17 protein-coding genes are annotated in these 15,586 nt (G+C 67.0%); 8 read left to right on the plus strand and 9 right to left on the minus strand.

Annotated elements, in window-relative coordinates; genetic code table 11:
* Positions 1–4 precede the first annotated feature (4 nt).
* Positions 5–559: a ubiquinol-cytochrome c reductase iron-sulfur subunit gene (petA, locus tag ACFYLW_RS15400; protein ID WP_292081833.1), complete on the minus strand. Its 555-nt coding sequence runs from the start codon at positions 557–559 to the stop codon at positions 5–7.
* A gap of 194 nt (positions 560–753) precedes the next feature.
* Between petA and ACFYLW_RS15405 the strand changes: the two genes are divergently transcribed.
* Positions 754–1,212 (plus strand): tRNA (cytidine(34)-2'-O)-methyltransferase, encoded by a 459-nt coding sequence (locus tag ACFYLW_RS15405; protein WP_312064391.1) that lies wholly within the window; start codon positions 754–756, stop codon positions 1,210–1,212.
* Here the strand turns inward: ACFYLW_RS15405 and ACFYLW_RS15410 are convergent.
* Positions 1,182–1,682 carry a hypothetical protein gene (locus ACFYLW_RS15410; RefSeq protein WP_312064389.1) on the minus strand — a complete coding sequence of 167 codons (501 nt, stop codon included), beginning with the start codon at positions 1,680–1,682 and terminating at the stop codon, positions 1,182–1,184. The two genes, ACFYLW_RS15405 and ACFYLW_RS15410, sit on opposite strands and share 31 nt — an antisense overlap.
* Positions 1,683–1,685: 3 nt before the next feature.
* The gene (locus ACFYLW_RS15415; RefSeq protein ID WP_312064386.1) at positions 1,686–2,963 is read right to left on the minus strand and encodes a dipeptidase; all 1,278 of its coding nucleotides are present in this window, start codon (positions 2,961–2,963) and stop codon (positions 1,686–1,688) included.
* Positions 2,964–3,142: 179 nt separating this feature from the next.
* Between ACFYLW_RS15415 and hemF the strand changes: the two genes are divergently transcribed.
* On the plus strand, positions 3,143–3,997 hold the full coding sequence (gene hemF / locus ACFYLW_RS15420) for an oxygen-dependent coproporphyrinogen oxidase (protein ID WP_312064411.1): 855 nt from the start codon (positions 3,143–3,145) through the stop codon (positions 3,995–3,997).
* Positions 3,998–4,004: 7 nt separating this feature from the next.
* On the opposite strand, the gene ACFYLW_RS15425 is transcribed toward hemF, so the two are convergent.
* Both ACFYLW_RS15425 and ACFYLW_RS15430 read right to left on the minus strand, forming a co-directional pair.
* Positions 4,005–6,488 (minus strand): ATP-binding protein, encoded by a 2,484-nt coding sequence (locus ACFYLW_RS15425; RefSeq protein ID WP_312064384.1) that lies wholly within the window; start codon positions 6,486–6,488, stop codon positions 4,005–4,007.
* Between the two features lie 76 nt (positions 6,489–6,564).
* Positions 6,565–7,296, minus strand: a complete 732-nt coding sequence (locus ACFYLW_RS15430) for a type 1 glutamine amidotransferase (RefSeq protein ID WP_312064382.1) — start codon at positions 7,294–7,296, stop codon at positions 6,565–6,567.
* 83 nt (positions 7,297–7,379) lie between these two features.
* Here ACFYLW_RS15430 and ACFYLW_RS15435 point away from each other — a divergent pair, with 83 nt between their 5' ends.
* The gene (locus ACFYLW_RS15435; RefSeq protein WP_312064380.1) at positions 7,380–7,697 is read left to right on the plus strand and encodes an antibiotic biosynthesis monooxygenase; all 318 of its coding nucleotides are present in this window, start codon (positions 7,380–7,382) and stop codon (positions 7,695–7,697) included.
* Here the strand turns inward: ACFYLW_RS15435 and rlmJ are convergent.
* A complete protein-coding gene (rlmJ, locus tag ACFYLW_RS15440) occupies positions 7,694–8,515 on the minus strand; it encodes a 23S rRNA (adenine(2030)-N(6))-methyltransferase RlmJ (RefSeq protein ID WP_312064378.1) in 822 nt (273 codons plus the stop codon). The two genes, ACFYLW_RS15435 and rlmJ, sit on opposite strands and share 4 nt — an antisense overlap.
* Positions 8,516–8,604: 89 nt before the next feature.
* Here rlmJ and ACFYLW_RS15445 point away from each other — a divergent pair, with 89 nt between their 5' ends.
* A complete protein-coding gene (locus ACFYLW_RS15445) occupies positions 8,605–9,627 on the plus strand; it encodes a DNA topoisomerase IB (RefSeq protein WP_312064376.1) in 1,023 nt (340 codons plus the stop codon).
* An 80-nt stretch (positions 9,628–9,707) separates the two neighbouring features.
* A complete protein-coding gene (locus tag ACFYLW_RS15450; protein ID WP_312064375.1) occupies positions 9,708–10,112 on the plus strand; it encodes a hypothetical protein in 405 nt (134 codons plus the stop codon).
* Positions 10,113–10,163: 51 nt separating this feature from the next.
* Here ACFYLW_RS15450 and tdh read toward each other — a convergent pair whose 3' ends face one another.
* Positions 10,164–11,198: an L-threonine 3-dehydrogenase gene (tdh, locus tag ACFYLW_RS15455; RefSeq protein WP_390183222.1), complete on the minus strand. Its 1,035-nt coding sequence runs from the start codon at positions 11,196–11,198 to the stop codon at positions 10,164–10,166.
* 266 nt (positions 11,199–11,464) lie between these two features.
* Here tdh and ACFYLW_RS15460 point away from each other — a divergent pair, with 266 nt between their 5' ends.
* From ACFYLW_RS15460 to ACFYLW_RS15470, 3 genes are all read left to right on the plus strand, one after another.
* Positions 11,465–12,079: a hypothetical protein gene (locus tag ACFYLW_RS15460; RefSeq protein ID WP_390183214.1), complete on the plus strand. Its 615-nt coding sequence runs from the start codon at positions 11,465–11,467 to the stop codon at positions 12,077–12,079.
* Positions 12,080–12,169: 90 nt separating this feature from the next.
* The gene (xrtH, locus tag ACFYLW_RS15465) at positions 12,170–12,712 is read left to right on the plus strand and encodes an exosortase H (protein ID WP_312064369.1); all 543 of its coding nucleotides are present in this window, start codon (positions 12,170–12,172) and stop codon (positions 12,710–12,712) included.
* Positions 12,712–13,362: an exosortase H-associated membrane protein gene (locus tag ACFYLW_RS15470; RefSeq protein WP_312064367.1), complete on the plus strand. Its 651-nt coding sequence runs from the start codon at positions 12,712–12,714 to the stop codon at positions 13,360–13,362. Before xrtH ends, ACFYLW_RS15470 begins: the two co-directional genes overlap by 1 nt.
* A gap of 12 nt (positions 13,363–13,374) precedes the next feature.
* On the opposite strand, the gene ACFYLW_RS15475 is transcribed toward ACFYLW_RS15470, so the two are convergent.
* The gene (locus ACFYLW_RS15475; RefSeq protein WP_312064365.1) at positions 13,375–14,577 is read right to left on the minus strand and encodes a glycine C-acetyltransferase; all 1,203 of its coding nucleotides are present in this window, start codon (positions 14,575–14,577) and stop codon (positions 13,375–13,377) included.
* A gap of 45 nt (positions 14,578–14,622) precedes the next feature.
* The gene (locus ACFYLW_RS15480; RefSeq protein WP_312064363.1) at positions 14,623–15,480 is read right to left on the minus strand and encodes a DUF4232 domain-containing protein; all 858 of its coding nucleotides are present in this window, start codon (positions 15,478–15,480) and stop codon (positions 14,623–14,625) included.
* Positions 15,481–15,586 lie beyond the last annotated feature (106 nt).

Below are 15,586 nucleotides of genomic sequence, written 5' to 3' on the forward strand. Positions count from 1 at the left end.
GTCCTCAGCCGATCTTCACGCGGGTGTCGGACACGTATTCGTAGTTCGGCACGATCAGGTTCAGCGGCGCCGGGCCCTTACGGATGCGGCCCGAGGCGTCGTAGTGCGAGCCGTGGCAGGGGCAGAACCAGCCGCCGTAGTCGCCGGCGTTGAAGGTCGGCACGCAGCCCAGGTGGGTGCACGAACCGACGACGACCAGATATTTCTCATGGCCGGCCTTGGTGCGCTCGGCGTCGGTCTGCGGCGGGCTGCCCACGGCGCCCTCGTCGATGACCTTGGTCAGCTCGGCCGGGGTGCGGTAGCGCACGAAGACCGGCTTGCCCTGCCACTTGATGACGACCTGCTGGCCTTCCTGAACCTTGGTCAGATCGAACTCGATCGACGCCAAGGCCAGGGTGTCGGCGGCGGGGTTCATCTGGTTGATCAGCGGCCAGGCCACCATCACGCCAGCACCGACCGCGGCGGCGCCGGCGGCGATGTGGATGAAATCGCGGCGGGTGGCGTCGCCGCCCCCGTGTTGGCCCTCGGGCCCTTCAGCATTCACGACCGATTCGGCCACGCTCTCACCTCTGCACTCCCGATCGCCCGCCCCGGAAGGGGTTAGTCGTCGGCATGGATCGTCCCTGCGAGACGGCAAAAGATGCCCGCGGCCCTTGTTTTACCCCAATAGACACAAGTTGCTGACACAACTTGCGAAACGGTCGCAACAAAGACCGCGACAAGACCCCGCCCCGCGCGTATGACGGCCTTAGAATGCGTCTCGCCCTTTTTCAACCTGACATCCCGCAGAATGTGGGCGCCTGCATCCGCCAGAGCGCCTGTTTCGGCGTGGAATTGCACGTAATCGAGCCCACCGGCTTCCGTTTCGACGACCGCGCCATGAAACGCGCGGCGCTGGACTACGGCCCGCTGTCGCATATGATCCGCCACGCTGACTGGGAGGCCTTCCAGCGCGACCGCGCGCCCGGACGGCTGGTCCTGTTCACGACCAAGGGCGCCACGCCCCTGCCTGAATTCGAGTTCCGGCCCGACGACGTCCTGCTGTTCGGCAAGGAAAGCGCCGGGGCGCCCGACTACGTCCACGCCGCCGCCGACGCCCGGGTCTTCATCCCCATCCGACCGGAGACACGCTCGCTGAACCTGTCGGTCAGCGCGGGCATCGCCCTGTGGGAAGGCATGCGTCAGTTGGGCGGGTTGCCGACGAGGCCCTGACGACCAGGAACAGGCTCGAACCGATCCTTGCGCCACCGATGCCGGACACCGAACCGCAGTTCGGCTGTCGAGCCATGACCAAAGGCGGCGACGTTCGGCCATCCCCCTTGTCCCCGGCGGTTTTCGACCAGAAGGCTGTACCCTTCGTCCTGGAATAACGACGCCGAAGTTTCGGATTGGAGGGAAATCACCGACGGCATGTCGAGGACATATCGCTGGGAGATGGTCTCCATTGCTCCATCGCTGTTCAGGTCGATCTGGCCTGTACAGAAACGCTGTTGCCGCCCTGCTTCATCCTGATTCTGCGCGTCGCATGACACCGGGCTCAGCTTCAGCCAACCTGCAGGGCCCTCCTCCACTTCGACGTCGCCATAGCGCCCCGGCGACAAGTTCAGCGGTCCGACGGCCGTGGCGCAGCCGCCCAGCAACAGGGTGGCAATCACACCCCATGCGCCGGCTCGCAGTTCCACCCCCTACTCCGGCGCGCCGTCGTTGGGCAGTTGCGCCAGGTTGGGACGCTCGGCGCGCTGGGCGGTGGCGGCGCGTTCGACGGCGCGCATGGTGCGCAGCAGGTTCTCGCCCGAAATCTTGCGGATATCGGCCTCGGTCCAGCCACGACGCATCAGTTCGGCCAGGATGCGGGGATAGGCCTCCACGCTCTCCACGCCCTCAGGCAGGCTGTCGACGCCGTCGAAATCGCCGCCCAGCCCCACATGGTCGATGCCCGCCACGTCGCGAACGTGCTGAATGTGGGCCACGACGTCGTCCAGCGTGGCCTTGGGCGAAGGGTTGGCGGCCGTCCAGGCGTCCATGCCCGCCTTCACCGCGTCAGGATCGCCCTGGTTCAGAGCCGAGAGCCGCGAAAGCTCGGCGGAGCGCAAAGAGCCCCACTGGCGCACCGGTTCGCTGATGAAACCGGGCACGAAGGTCACCATGACGATGCCGCCGTTGGCCGGCATCATCCGCAGCACGGCGTCGGGCACGTTGCGGGGGTGGCCCGTCACGGCGCGCGCCGACGAGTGCGAGAAGATGACCGGGGCCGTCGAGACGCGGATGGCGTCGTACATGGTCTCTTCCGAGACGTGGCTCAGGTCCACCATCATGCCGAGGCGGTTCATCTCCTTGACCACCTGCTCGCCGAAGGGCGACAGGCCGCCCCACTTGGGCGCGTCCGTGGCGCTGTCGGCCCAGGTCGTGGTCTTGGAGTGGGTCAGCGTCATGTAGCGTGAACCCGAATCATAGAACTCGCGCAGCAGGCCCAGGGAATCATCGATCGAATAGCCGCCTTCCATGCCGATCAGGCTGGCGATGCGGCCCGCCTTGTGGATGCGGGCGATGTCGTCGGCGGTGACAGCGATCTCGAACACCGAGGGATAGGCGGCGGCGATGCGCTTGACCGTGTCGATCTGCTCGAAGGTGGCCTTGGCGGCCTCGACCGGCTCCAGGCTGGCAGGGACATAGACGGACCAGAACTGCGCCCCGACGCCGCCCGCGCGCAGGCGCGGGATGTCGGTGTGAAGGCGCGTCGTCGCCGCCAGATTGGTCGCCAGATCAACACGATAAGGGTCATTTCCGAAGCCCTGACGCAAGGCCCACGGCAGGTCGTTGTGGCCGTCGATCAGGGGCGTGCGGCGCAGGATCTGCATCACCCGCTCCTGCCCTGCGGTGTTGTCGCCGGCCGGGGTTTGCGCCAGCGCGGGTCCGGCCAGGACAGCGAGCGAGACGGCGGCGAGCAGAGCGGTGCGGATCATGAGGGTCCCCTGAAGACTGATAAGGTCACGCTGACACAGGCGAGGCGGCATGGAAACGGGGTCTGATCTGGATCAAGGCCCTGTTTTGAGCCGGGGCGCATGAAGCGCGCATCGCACACTGTTCACAAAGGCCGCCCGTCATGGTTGAAGCCCTGATGATCCAAGACACCCCCACCCTGATGGTCGAGCACCGCGAGCGCGCCCGCGTCTGGTTCGAGACCCTGCGTGATCAGATCCACGCCGGTTTCGAGGCCCTGGAAGACGCCGCCCCCGCCGACCTCTTCCCCGGCGAGGCCGGCCGCTTCGTGCGCACGCCCTGGGACCGCAAGGAAGGCGGCGGCGGCGTCATGGGCATGATGAGCGGCCGCCTGTTCGAAAAGGTGGGCGTCCACTGTTCGACCGTCCACGGGACCTTCCCCGCCGACTATGCGAAGAACGTCCCCGGCGCCGAGGAAGACCCGCGCTTTTTCGCCACCGGCATCAGCCTGATCTGCCATCCGGTCAGCCCGCGCGTGCCCGCCGTGCACATGAACACCCGACTGATTTCGACCACGAAAACCTGGTTCGGCGGCGGCGGCGACCTGACGCCGGTGCTGGACGCGGACCGTCGCGACGACCACCCCGACACCCTCGCCTTCCACGCTGCAATGAAGGGCGCCTGCGACGCCTATGACCCGGCCTGGCACGCCAAATACAAGCAGTGGTGCGACGAGTACTTCTTCCTGCCCCACCGCAACGAACCGCGCGGCACCGGCGGCATCTTCTACGACCATCACGACAGCGGCGACTGGGAACGCGACTTCGCCTTCACCCAGGACGTCGGCAAGGCCTTCCTCGACGTCTATTCCAAGATCGTCGCCGGCCGCATGACCGAGGCCTGGACCGCTGACGAACGCGAGGAACAGCTGATCCGTCGCGGCCGCTACGTCGAGTTCAACCTGCTCTACGACCGCGGCACCATGTTCGGGCTGAAGACCGGCGGCAATGTCGAGTCGATCCTCAGTTCCATGCCGCCCGTGGTGAAGTGGCCCTGATCAGGCCCTAGGCGGCGCGGTCGCGCCGGGTCATCACCTGATCGATCCCGTCGAACAGGGCGGCGAGGGTCAGGGGCTTGGTCAGATGGCCGTCCGAGCCTGCCGCCCGCCCCGCCTCGACATGCTCGGCCATGGCGTTGGCGGTCAGCATCAGGATCGGCGTCCGGGCGCGGCCGTGCTGCGCCTCGAAGGCGCGAATGCCCGCAGTGGCGGTCAGGCCGTCCATCACCGGCATCTGCATGTCCATCAGGACCAGATCGAAGGCCTCGCGCTTGAAGGTCTCCAGCGCCTGCGCCCCGTCCTCGACGGCGACCAGTTCCATCGCGGTCGCGCCCAGCATGATCTCGATGACCTTGCGGTTGGCCGGGTGGTCGTCGGCCAGCAATACCCGCAGCGGCTGTTCGCGCACGTCGCCGGCGGGCTGAACCTCATCGACGGCCTCGATCGCTTCCCCGACGGGCGGCAATGGAATCTCGAACCAGAAGCGCGAGCCCACGCCGGGCGTGCTGTCGCATTCCAGCCAGCCGCCCATGAGCTCGACGAGTTCGCGCGAGATGGCCAGACCCAGGCCGGTGCCGCCGAAGCGCCGCGTGATCGAGCCGTCGGCCTGCTGGAAGCGGCCGAAGATGCGCGCCTTCTGCTCCTCGTCGAAGCCGACGCCGGTGTCGGTGACGATAAACCGTACGTCTCCCTCAAGGCCCGGTTCGACCGTCAGGCTGACCTTGCCCTGCGACGTGAACTTCAGCGCGTTGCTGACCAGATTGGTCAGAACCTGACGCACGCGCACGGCGTCTCCTAGCACCTGGCGGTCAAAGACGGGATGGACGTGCAAGACGACCTCCACACCCTTGGCTTCGGCCGGAATGCGCCACAGGGCCGCCACGTCCTGCACCGCGCGGCCCAGATGGAAGGGCGCGGGTTCGATCGTGACTTGGCCGGACTCGATGCGGGCGCTGTCCAGGATGTCGGACAACAGGCGTTCCAGCATGGCGCCGGATGAGCGAATGACCTCGACCATGTCATGCTCGTCGGCGTTCAGCTGGCGCTGACCCAAGGCGTCGGCCATGGCCACGACCCCGTTCAGCGGAGTGCGGATCTCGTGGCTCATATTGGCCAGGAACTCGCTCTTGGCGCGATTGGCCTCCTCGGCGCGGCGGCGGGCGCGGCGCAGTTCGCCCCCCTGACGCCACTGCCACAGCAAGGTCAGCAGCGCCGACAGCATGAAGACCACGCCGATGCCGACAATCCAGTTCTGCCAACGGATGACCGTGCGCTGCAGTTCGGTGTTGGCGCGAGCGGTCTCCAGTTGCTGTCGCCGCCGATCCAACTGTTCCTGGATGTCGCCGGTGACCTGACGAATGCCCGCACTAAATCTCTGGGCCGTCTGGACATCCCGTTCGCGTTGATAGGTCCGCAACACCGCATAGGCCTCGGCCGACTGGCCAGAGGCGAACAGAAGTTCGGCCTCGACCAGGGCCACGTGGGAATCCACGCCACCCTCGCGGTCCAGCACGCGCAGTTGGGCCAGATCACGACGCGCCCCGTCAAGGTCGCCGGTCCGCGCGCGGGCCACAGCCCGCAAAGGCAACAGCTCCAGCTTCAGGAAGGCGGCCGGGCCCATGTCCTCGCCATAGGGCGCGACGCAAGCCAGCACCTCCAGCGGCTCGTCCCTGGCATCCGCCACCTGGGCGCACAGGCTGGCGTCATAGACCAGCAGGTTCTCCAGACCCGTGCGCATGCTGAGGCGGCGGTGAGCGGCGTAATAGGCCTGGGCCCGGCTCAGGTCGCCGACCTGCACCGCCATCTTGGTCAGGTTGTACAGGCTGTCGAAGTCGGGGCGCGGATAGGCCGGATTGGCGTAGTCGAGTTCGAAGCGACGAAAGGCGATCGTCGCCCCCACCACGTCGTTCAGCTTCATCAACCCCATGCCGGTCATCTCCCACAGCCCCGAATGGGCGGTGGCAGCGAAAGGATCTTCGTCCTGAATCTCGGTCTCGGCCTGACTGAGCAGCTTCAGGCCCTCGCCCACCTTGTCCTGGTCCATGAGAGCCATGGCCGTGAGACGCGCGGCGTGAGCCCGCACGAACCAGTCAGATCCCACGGCGGTCATGCGGGCCATCTCAGCGTCGACGCTAAGATCGCCTTGGTCGTAGCGGGCGGTCAGATCATTCAGTTGCGCGATCTCGATGTAGCGACGGTCGCTTTGCGCGCGCGCGTTCTCGGCCAATCGCGCGTTCCAGAAGCCCGCGCGCTCGAACTCGCCCTGGTTCTGAATGATCCAGACGACGTGATAGAGGCGATTCAGTCCCTCGCGGTCGTGGCGCTTGTAGGCCGCCTCGCCGAAGGCTTCGAGCGCGGCGAAGCTGGTCTGCGAGGCGCGCTGCTCGACGGCCCGCAGCAAGTCATCGCGCGGCGCGGGCGCCTGCGCCTGAGCCAGACCCGGAGACAGAAGAATGGCGGTCGCGAGGACCGCGGCTTTGATTGGCGACATATCACTTCCGGACTGACGCCCCAGATTGGCACAGCAGAAGTTGAGCAAGGTTTAGCGTTCGATGAACGCGCCCGCGTCAGATGCCGCTACCGTCAGCCTCGACCGGCGGCGGGGTCAGCAGCAGATAGGCGCGGATCCAGGCCGTCAGCACCGCCCGGTCGTTCGCTCCTTCGAGGCTCAGCAGAGCTTCGTCCGCCAGATCGTGCGGGATGCGATGGCCACGTCGTCCCTCGATCAGGGCGGCGGCGTAGGCCGGCTGGAACTCCGGGTGGCACTGGAAGCTGACCGCGTCCTCGCCCCATGCCAGACCGGCATAGGGGGTGAAGGCGCTGGAAGCGATGACGCGCGCGTCGGGCGCGACCGCCACCACCTGATCCTGATGCGACACCGGAATGGCGATGGAGGGCGCGCGCGGGTGCATCCAGGGCTCCTGACCGACCACGTCGTAGCGGTGCAGACCGACGCCCCAGCCCTTGTGCGACTTCTCGACCTTGCCGCCGAAGGCATGGGCGATGACCTGATGGCCGAAGCAGATCCCCAGCAGGCGGGTCTGGCCGCGCGCCGCCCTCAGCCAGTCCACCAGCGGCGAGATCCACGGCAGGTCGTCATAGACCCCGGCCGCCGAGCCGGTGACGATGACGCCCGTATAGACAGATGGGTCTTCCGGCAGTTGCCCCGACTGCACGTCGAAGCGCGTCGTCGGCACGTTCTCGCCCAACAGATAGCGGAAGCGCGCCGGATAGTCGTCGAAGGCGTCCCGCAGATGCTCGGGCGGGTGGCCGGTTTCCAGAATGGCGATGCGGGTCATTTCGGCGTTTTCCTGCGGGGAGAAGGAAGCGTCTGTCTCTGGATTGGGGTAGAAGTCGGGCGATTGCAACGAGGCTGCCCTTCATGACCGCCGACGCGCCCGCCGATTCCCCTGTCGTCCTGATCAACATCTTCAAGTGCGACGCGCGCCGTCAGGAGGAATTGATCGAGCATCTGACGGCCCTGGCCCAGGTGCAGCGCACCCTGCCCGGCTTTGTCTCGGGCACCCTGCATCGCGGCCTGAACGGACGTGTCGTCGCCAATCACGCCGTCTGGGCCAGCGCCACCGACTGGAAGGTCATGACCCGCCATCCCCAGGTGGTCGCCGCTATGGAGCCGATCCTGTCCATCGCCACCTTCGAGCCGCACCTCTATGAGCCCGGCGAGGTGATCGAGACTTAACCGGCCCGCCAGACCTCGGCCCGGGCGCCCGCCTCGCCCAGGGTCGCCGCGACCCAGCCGCAGATTTCGGCGGCGGCCGCCTCGGCGCCTGGCGGCGGATTGATCACCGTCATGGTGCAGCCGTTCATCTTCATCGGATTGTTCAGCGGGCGCAGACGCGCCTCGGCCACCAGCACCCGACCGACCCTGGCCTCCTCCAGACGGCGGATGAAGCCGTCGAAGGTCTCCATGTCCTTCAAGGGGGTCCAGACCGCCACCGTCGCCGTGCGGTCGTGGCGCAGGATGGCCGCAGCCGTCTCGGCTGAGCGTACGTAGTCGTCGGGCCGCTCAAACGGCGGATCGATCAGGACCAACGGCCCCTTGGTCGCCCTGGCCGCCTTCAACGCCTCGACATATCCGTCGCCCTGACGGCCCTCGGCTGCGGGCCAATCGGCCAAGGCCTCGGCCAGCATTTCATGAACCGGCGGATGGAACTCAAAGCCCAGATAGCGGTCGCCTTCACGCAGCGCCCGAGCGATCAGCAGCGGCGAACCCGGATAGAAGCGCGCCCCGCCGTCGGGGTTCAGCGCCGCGACCTCGGCCGCCAGGGCCTCGATCAGCGGCGGCCGGTCCTCGGCGGTCATCAGCCTCGCCACGCCCGCCTCGGCCTCTTTCGACCGCGCACCGTCGCCCGACAAGTCATACAAGCCCGCGCCCGCATGGGTGTCGAGGACCGTGACCGCCCCCCTCTCCTGCCGCTCCTTCAGCAGCCACAGCACCAGGGCGTGCTTGACCAGGTCGGCGAAGTTTCCGGCGTGAAAGCTGTGGCGATAATTCATCCCCGCTCCGTCCCCCGGTCCGGGCGCTGGGTCAAGAGGAACCCGTGCGCGATGCGGCCCGTTGGCCTCCGGCGACCAGGACCCGACCCATGCCCGACGGCCCCTCTGCTCTTCCAATCGTCCACGATATCCCCGAGGGGCTGAGCTGGTGCAGCGACGACAGCCCCGGCATCACCCGTCGCCGGTCGGGCAAGGGCTTTTCCTATCGCGACCGGGACAACCGCCCCATTGGAGACCGCAAGACGCTGGACCGCATCCGCGCCCTGGCCGTCCCGCCCGCCTGGACGGACGTCTGGATCTGCCCTCGCGCCAACGGCCATGTCCAGGCGACGGGGCGCGACGCGCGCGGGCGCAAGCAGTACCGCTATCACCCCGACTGGACCCGCCACGCCGCCAGCCACAAGTTCGACCGCCTGTCCGACTTCGCCCGCAGACTGCCGAAGCTGCGGCAGAGGGTGGAGCATGATCTGTCTCGACGCGGGCCATGCCGCGACAAGGTGCTGGCCACCGCCGTGCGCCTGCTGGAAATCACCCTGATCCGCGTCGGCAACGCCGAGTACGCCCGCCAGAACCGCAGCTACGGCCTGACCACCCTGCACAAGCGACATCTGGATGTGGACGGCGCGGCCCTGACCTTCGAGTTTCGCGGCAAGAGCGGCAAGGACCACAAGATAAGCGTTCGCGATCAGCGGCTGGCGCGGGCGATGCGCACCCTGGAGGGCCTGCCCGGCCAGCATCTGTTCAAATACCGGGACGCGGCGGGCGACCTGCGTCCGGTCACCTCGGACGACGTCAACGCCTATATCCGCGAGGCCATGGGCGAGCAGTTCTCGGCCAAGGATTTCCGCACCTGGGCCGGGACCGTGTCCGCCGCGCGCGCCCTGTGCGGCATGGAGCCGCCGACCTCGTCCACAGATGCGCGGCGCAAGATCACCCTGTGCGTCAAGGCGGTGTCCGGCCTGCTGGGCAATACGCCGACGGTCTGCCGCGCCGCCTATGTCCATCCGCGCGTGATGGCGACGTTCGAGGACGGGAGCCTGGCCGACGCCCTGCCCGGCGCCGAAGCGAAAGGGTTCGAGCCGGCCCTGATCCGGTTGCTGTCGTCGCCATGAAATGACGGTTGTTTCATTTTGAAGATCGGCGTTCTTCAGCCTAATCCGCCTGCCTGGCCGCCCCTTGTGAGGATACGCTGATGGATTACCGCCTTTCCAACCGCTTCCTGAGGCTGGCGGTTCTGTTCGCCCTGATCGGCATGGGGTTGGGCTACTGGATGGGGGCGACCGAACAGTTCGCCGCCTCGCCGGTTCACGCTCACATCAATCTGCTGGGCTGGGTGTCGATGGCGCTTTACGGCCTCTTCTATCGGATTCAGCCCGGGGCGGCCCTGGGCTGGCTGCCCCAGACACACTTCTGGGTTTCGCTGGTCGGGCTGGTGATCTTCATGCCGGCGCTTGCGGCCAAGCTGCTGGGCGGGGCGGACGTGCAGGCGGCGGCCAACCTGGGTCTGATGGCGGGTCCGACCCTGACCCTGCTATCGATGATCCTGTTCGTGATCATCGTCTTCCGCGCCACCGGCCCGCGCTCCGCCGTGGCCTGAAGCCCCCTGCCTTGCGGTCAGGGGGCCTCGGCTTCGCGGGTCAGCGACCGATCAATCAGCCCAGTTCAGAACCACCTTGCCCGACTGACCGGACTTCATGGCTTCGAAGCCCTGCTGGAAATCCTGATAGGACATCTGGTGGGTGATCAGCGGCGACAGGTCCAGACCAGCCTTCAGCAGACCCAGCATCTTGCGCCAGGTGGTGAACATCTCGCGGCCATAGACGCCCTTGATGGTCAGGGCCTTCAGGATGATCGTGCCCCAGTCGGTCTCCATCGGCTTGGACGGAATGCCCAGCAGGGCCATGCCGCCGCCCATGATCAGGGTGTCGACGCACTGCTTGAAGGCGATGGGCGAACCCGACATCTCCAGCGCCACGTCGAAGCCGACCTTGAGGCCGAGTTCGTGCATAACGTCGCGCAGGTCTTCCTTGGTGGTGTTGACCGTGCGCACGCCCGGCGCAACCTTCTGCGCAAGTTCCAGGCGGAAGTCATTGATATCGGTGAGGACCACGGTGCGAGCGCCCGCATGGCGCGCCACGGCGGCGGCCATCATGCCGATCGGGCCGGCGCCAGTGACCAGCACGTCCTCGCCCAGCAGATCGAACTGCTGCGCCGTGTGCACGGCGTTGCCGAACGGGTCGAGGATCGAGCCGATCTCATAAGGAACGTCGTCCGGCAGTTCGATGACGTTGAAGGCCGGCGCCACGACATATTCGGCGAAGGCGCCCTGGCGGTTCACGCCGATGCCGCGGGTGTCGGGGTCGAGGTGGAAGTGACCGGCCCGAGCCGCTTCGGAGTTCAGGTCGATGACGTGGCCCTCGGCCGAGACGCGCTGGCCGACCTTGAGGCGGCGATCCACGTCCTTGCCGATGGCGACGATCTCGCCGGCGAACTCGTGGCCGGTGATCATCGGGACAGGCACGTTCTTCTGGGACCATTCGTCCCAGTTCCAGATGTGGATGTCGGTGCCGCAGACAGCGGTGCGGTGCACCTTGATCAGCACGTCCTCGTCGCCCGCGGCGGGGATGGGGGCGTCGATCAGTTCCAGCCCCTCAGCCGGTTTCGTCTTGGCCAGGGCCTTCATGGTGTCGGTCATGGTGGGTGCTCCCGTTGCTTAGATGCAGCCGCTAGGCCCCCTTGGCCATGATCGCAAGCGGATCATGCGCTCTTCGACCGGATCCGCCGTCCGGAGCGCCGTCGCCCAGCCTCTCGACGTAACAAAATGAGACAGGTCGCCTCGAACAAGCTTGGCCGTAAGAATGCGAATCAGCTACCGCCGCGCCCCGTGGATCGAAGATCGACGGCGAGATGGTCTCGACGTAGTTTCGGACTTAAATTTTAGAAAAACCCATGAAAAAGATGATCGCCGCCTTCGTCGGCGCCACCATGGTCCTTGCGGACAACGCAGCCTCGGCCGGCGTCCTGACCAACGTCTCCGTCAGCCTTTCGGACAGCCGCGTGTCGCAGCCGACGGACGTGACCATCCGCTACACGACCGCAACAACCCTCGACACGCCAAGCCTTCGCACCAACCTGCTGCTGGCCGAGTTCAGCGGTCTGGTCATCACCAACGGAAGTTGCGGCGCCGATGTGACGTTTACGGTCAATGGGACGCCGCTGGCGCCAGGCGCTTTAGACTATTGCTCGGTTTGGAACGGCAACAACGTCCAGTTCCGCCTGGCCACAGGAGAAAGCGTCGCCGCCGGCTCAAATGTGGAGATCGTGATCGACAGCGCGCGCGTCACAACCACGGCGACGTCGGGATCCTATGGCGCCGCTGCCTTCAAGACCGCTACGGACGGCGGCGCCACGGTTGATGCGCCCGCCACCCTGCCGACCTACTTCATCGGCACGCCGCCGCCCGCCCCTGTCCCGACCATGACGGAATGGGCCATGATCCTGTTGACGGTCGCTCTGGGCGGTTTCGCCGCCTTGACCATTCACAAGCGTCGCCGCACGGTCTGATCGGATCAGACGACGGCAGGGGCGGGCCGTCACGGTCCGCCCCCGTTTTCCAACTTCCATCTCCCGCTGAAGAGGCGACGACGCCCGACCATGCCGCGCTTTTTCAAATCCCCAGCCGTCCAGTATCTGGGGCTGTTCGCCCTGCTGGCGATCACCCTGTTCAGCGTTCTGGCCACGCCGTGGGCCGAACGGCTGTTCGTCCAGCCCTTCACCCAGCTGCTGGTCGACATCTGCGCCTTCGTGCTTGCACCGTTCGATCCCCGCGTTCAGGCCCAGAGCGACATCCTGCGCTTTGCCGACGGGCACGGCGCGGTTCAGGTGCTGGCGGGTTGCAACGCCGTCGAGGTCTGCGCCCTGCTGATCGCGGCCATCCTGGCCTTCCCGGGGCGGCTGCGCGACGGCCTGATCGGAGCGGCTGTTGGCGTGATCGCCCTGCAGCTGGTCAACCTGCTGCGGATCATCAGCCTGCTGTATCTGTCGCGCGGCTCTGAATCGATGTTCGAGTTCTTCCACCACTATGTGTGGGACGCGATGATCGGGCTGGAGGGCCTGCTGGTCTTCTTCTTCTGGACCCGTTGGCAGAGCCGCCAACCGGGCAATGCGCCCAGGACCGTCGCTGAGGACGCCGCCTGATGGCCGCCTGGTTCGACACCCTCGGCGCCCGGACGCCGGAAGAGGCCGCGCGTCGTCGCTTCGGCCTGTGGTCGCTGGGCCTGTTCGTGCTGGTGCTGCCGCTCTGGTGGCTGTGGGGCGCGGACCTGTTCGCGACGGCCCTGCGCCCGCTGGCGGGTCTGGTGTTCCGCCTCTTCGGCCTGTCGGGCGAGATCGCGGTGCTGGCGGACGGAGGCTGGAGCGTCGGCACGCATCTGACCAGCGGCGGCGTCCCCGTGTCCTACGACGTGCCCCATACCTCGCTGCGTCGGCTGTTGCTGGGCTTCCCCCTGGCCCTGGCCTTCCTGACCGCGCCGCCGCGCACGCCGAACCCGCTAAAGGCGGCGGTCGTGACCGTAGCGGTGCTGACGCTGCTGTTCATCCTGTCGCTGATCAGCCTGATCTGGGGCGATCTGGCGGCGCAGCTGAACCCCGCCCTGGCCCCACCCAGCGCGGACGTGCGGCAGGCCCTCGATCAACCAGCCCTGCCCCCCATCCTGGCGCAGATCGCCATCATCGGCCGCTATATCGGCATGTCGGTGGCGCCGCTGGTCGCTGCCGTCGTGCTGTGGGCCGCGCTCAATCCGGCCGGGCGCTCGGTCATCATGGCCGACGACAGCCTGAAATCGTAGGTTCGCTGGGGGTCAGATGACCCCCAGCTCCTTGCCTGCCTGGGTGAAGGCGGCCACGGCCGCGTCGATCTGCTCAAACGTATGCGCCGCCGACATCTGGGTGCGGATGCGGGCCTGACCACGCGGCACCACCGGGAAGCTGAAGCCGATCACATAGACGCCCAGTTCCAGCATCCGCGCCGCCATGTCCTGCGCCAGCTTGGCGTCCCCCAGCATGACGGGGATGATCGGGTGCTCGCCCGGCTGCAGGGTGAAGCCCGCCTCGGTCATGGCCGAACGGAAGCGCGCGGCGTTGGCGAACAGCTGGGCGCGCAGGGCGTCGCCCTCCTCGCCCGCGGCGATGTGGATGGCTTCCAGCGACGAGCCGCAGACGGCGGGGGCCAGGGCGTTGGAGAAGAGGTAGGGCCGCGCGCGCTGCTTCAGCAGGGCCACGACATTGGCCCTGGCGCAGATGAAGCCGCCCATGGCGCCGCCCAGGGCCTTGCCGAAGGTGCCGGTGACGAAATCCACTTCAACGCCGCAGTGGGCGTAGGAGCCGCGCCCCTTGTCGCCCATGAAGCCGGTAGCGTGGCAGTCGTCGACCATGATCAAGGCGCCGTACTGGTCGGCCAGGGCGCGGATGTCCTTCAGCCTGGCGATATAGCCGTCCATCGAGAAGGCGCCGTCGGTGGCGATGATGATCTCGCGTGCGCCGTCGGCCCGGGCCTGCTTCAACTGGGCCTCCAGATCGGCCATGTCCGAGGTGGCGAAGCGATAACGCTTGGCCTTGCACAGGCGCACGCCGTCGATGATTGAGGCGTGGTTCAGGCTGTCCGAGACGATGGCGTCCTCGGCCCCGAACAAAGGCTCGAAGATGCCGCCGTTGGCGTCGAAGGCGGCGGCGAACAGGATGGCAGCCTCAAAGCCGAGGTAGTCGGCGATGGCGCGCTCCAGCTCCTTGTGGATCTCCAGCGTGCCGCAGATGAAGCGGACCGAGGCCGTGCCCGCGCCCCACTTCTCCATCGCCCTGATGCCAGCCTGGGTGACGCGCTCGTCGCCCGCCAGACCGAGGTAGTTGTTGGCGCAGAAGTTGAGGACCTCGCGGCCGTTGACCGAAATCACCGGCCCCTGACGCGAGGCGATGACGCGCTCGGGCTTGGTCAGGCCCTGAGCGTCGATGTCGGTCAGTTCGGCGGAGATGCGGTCGTAGAAGGCCGTATTGGTGCTCTGGGTCATGATTTCTCCGCTACGCTGAATCCCGGCAGGTTTGAACCCCCGATTTCAGCTCGCAGGGGCAGGTCTGGCCGAGGCGTCGGCCACTGGGCGGAACGGGCTGACGCGAACCTTCTTTCCGCACGGGGTCAAGGCCAGCGGCAGGCTGATCACAGCGGTGTCACCGGGCGCGGTCAGGCGCAGGGTCTTGGCCTCGGGACAGGTCTTCTCGCCCTCGGCTTCATGCGGGACGACGTTCCAGGCCAGGTCGATATAGGCCTTGGCCTGTGGCGCCAATGAAACCGGCGTCGGCGCCGAGCCTTGCGCGAAATAGTTGCCCGGCTCCTGCTCCACCTTGACCGCAGTCAGGGCGCTGCCGCTCGCATCGGCCAGCGTCACGGTGGGATAGCCGGTCAGGCTGCAGGTCTGCGTCCCCGCATTCTGCAAGGCCAGGGTGGTGACGCGATTGCCCATGCCCGCATCGCCGCCCTCGACCGACAGCAGTAGGTTGGCGCCGACGCAGGGCGCCTCGGGCGACGGCGCCAGCACCGGGACCGGGCGGCTGCAACGTTCGATGATGGTCCCGTCCGTCGTCTCATTCGGCGCCAGTCGGCTGAGGGTTCCGCTCTCCTGCCCGTTGCGGCTGGCGGTCCACCATTCCAGCCCCTGCCCGACGTAACGCGCGCCGCTGGCCGAGACCGCGCTGGTCAGGACGTAGTCGCGCCCATCGTAGGACACCCGCGCCGTCTCGGTGTCCGGGTAGGTGGCGGTGACGACCTTGCCGCTTTCACAGGCGTAGCCGACGGCGGCGGCGGTCTGGGCCGTAGGCGATTCGACCGGCGACGTGGGCGCGGGCGGCGCCTCCTGCGAACAGGCCGCCACGGTCAGGCCAAAACAGGACAGCAGCGCAACGGCGGAACGGGTCATGGCGTCTCTCCGAGTGAGTCCGGTCCCAACGCTACACCCTGCCAAAGGCTCCGCTTGAAAAGAAATCGAGCGGAGCGGTTGCGTAGTGATATACTATAACATATCA

Source organism: Brevundimonas sp. NPDC007368 (genome assembly GCF_042869015.1).
Lineage (GTDB): Bacteria > Pseudomonadota > Alphaproteobacteria > Caulobacterales > Caulobacteraceae > Brevundimonas.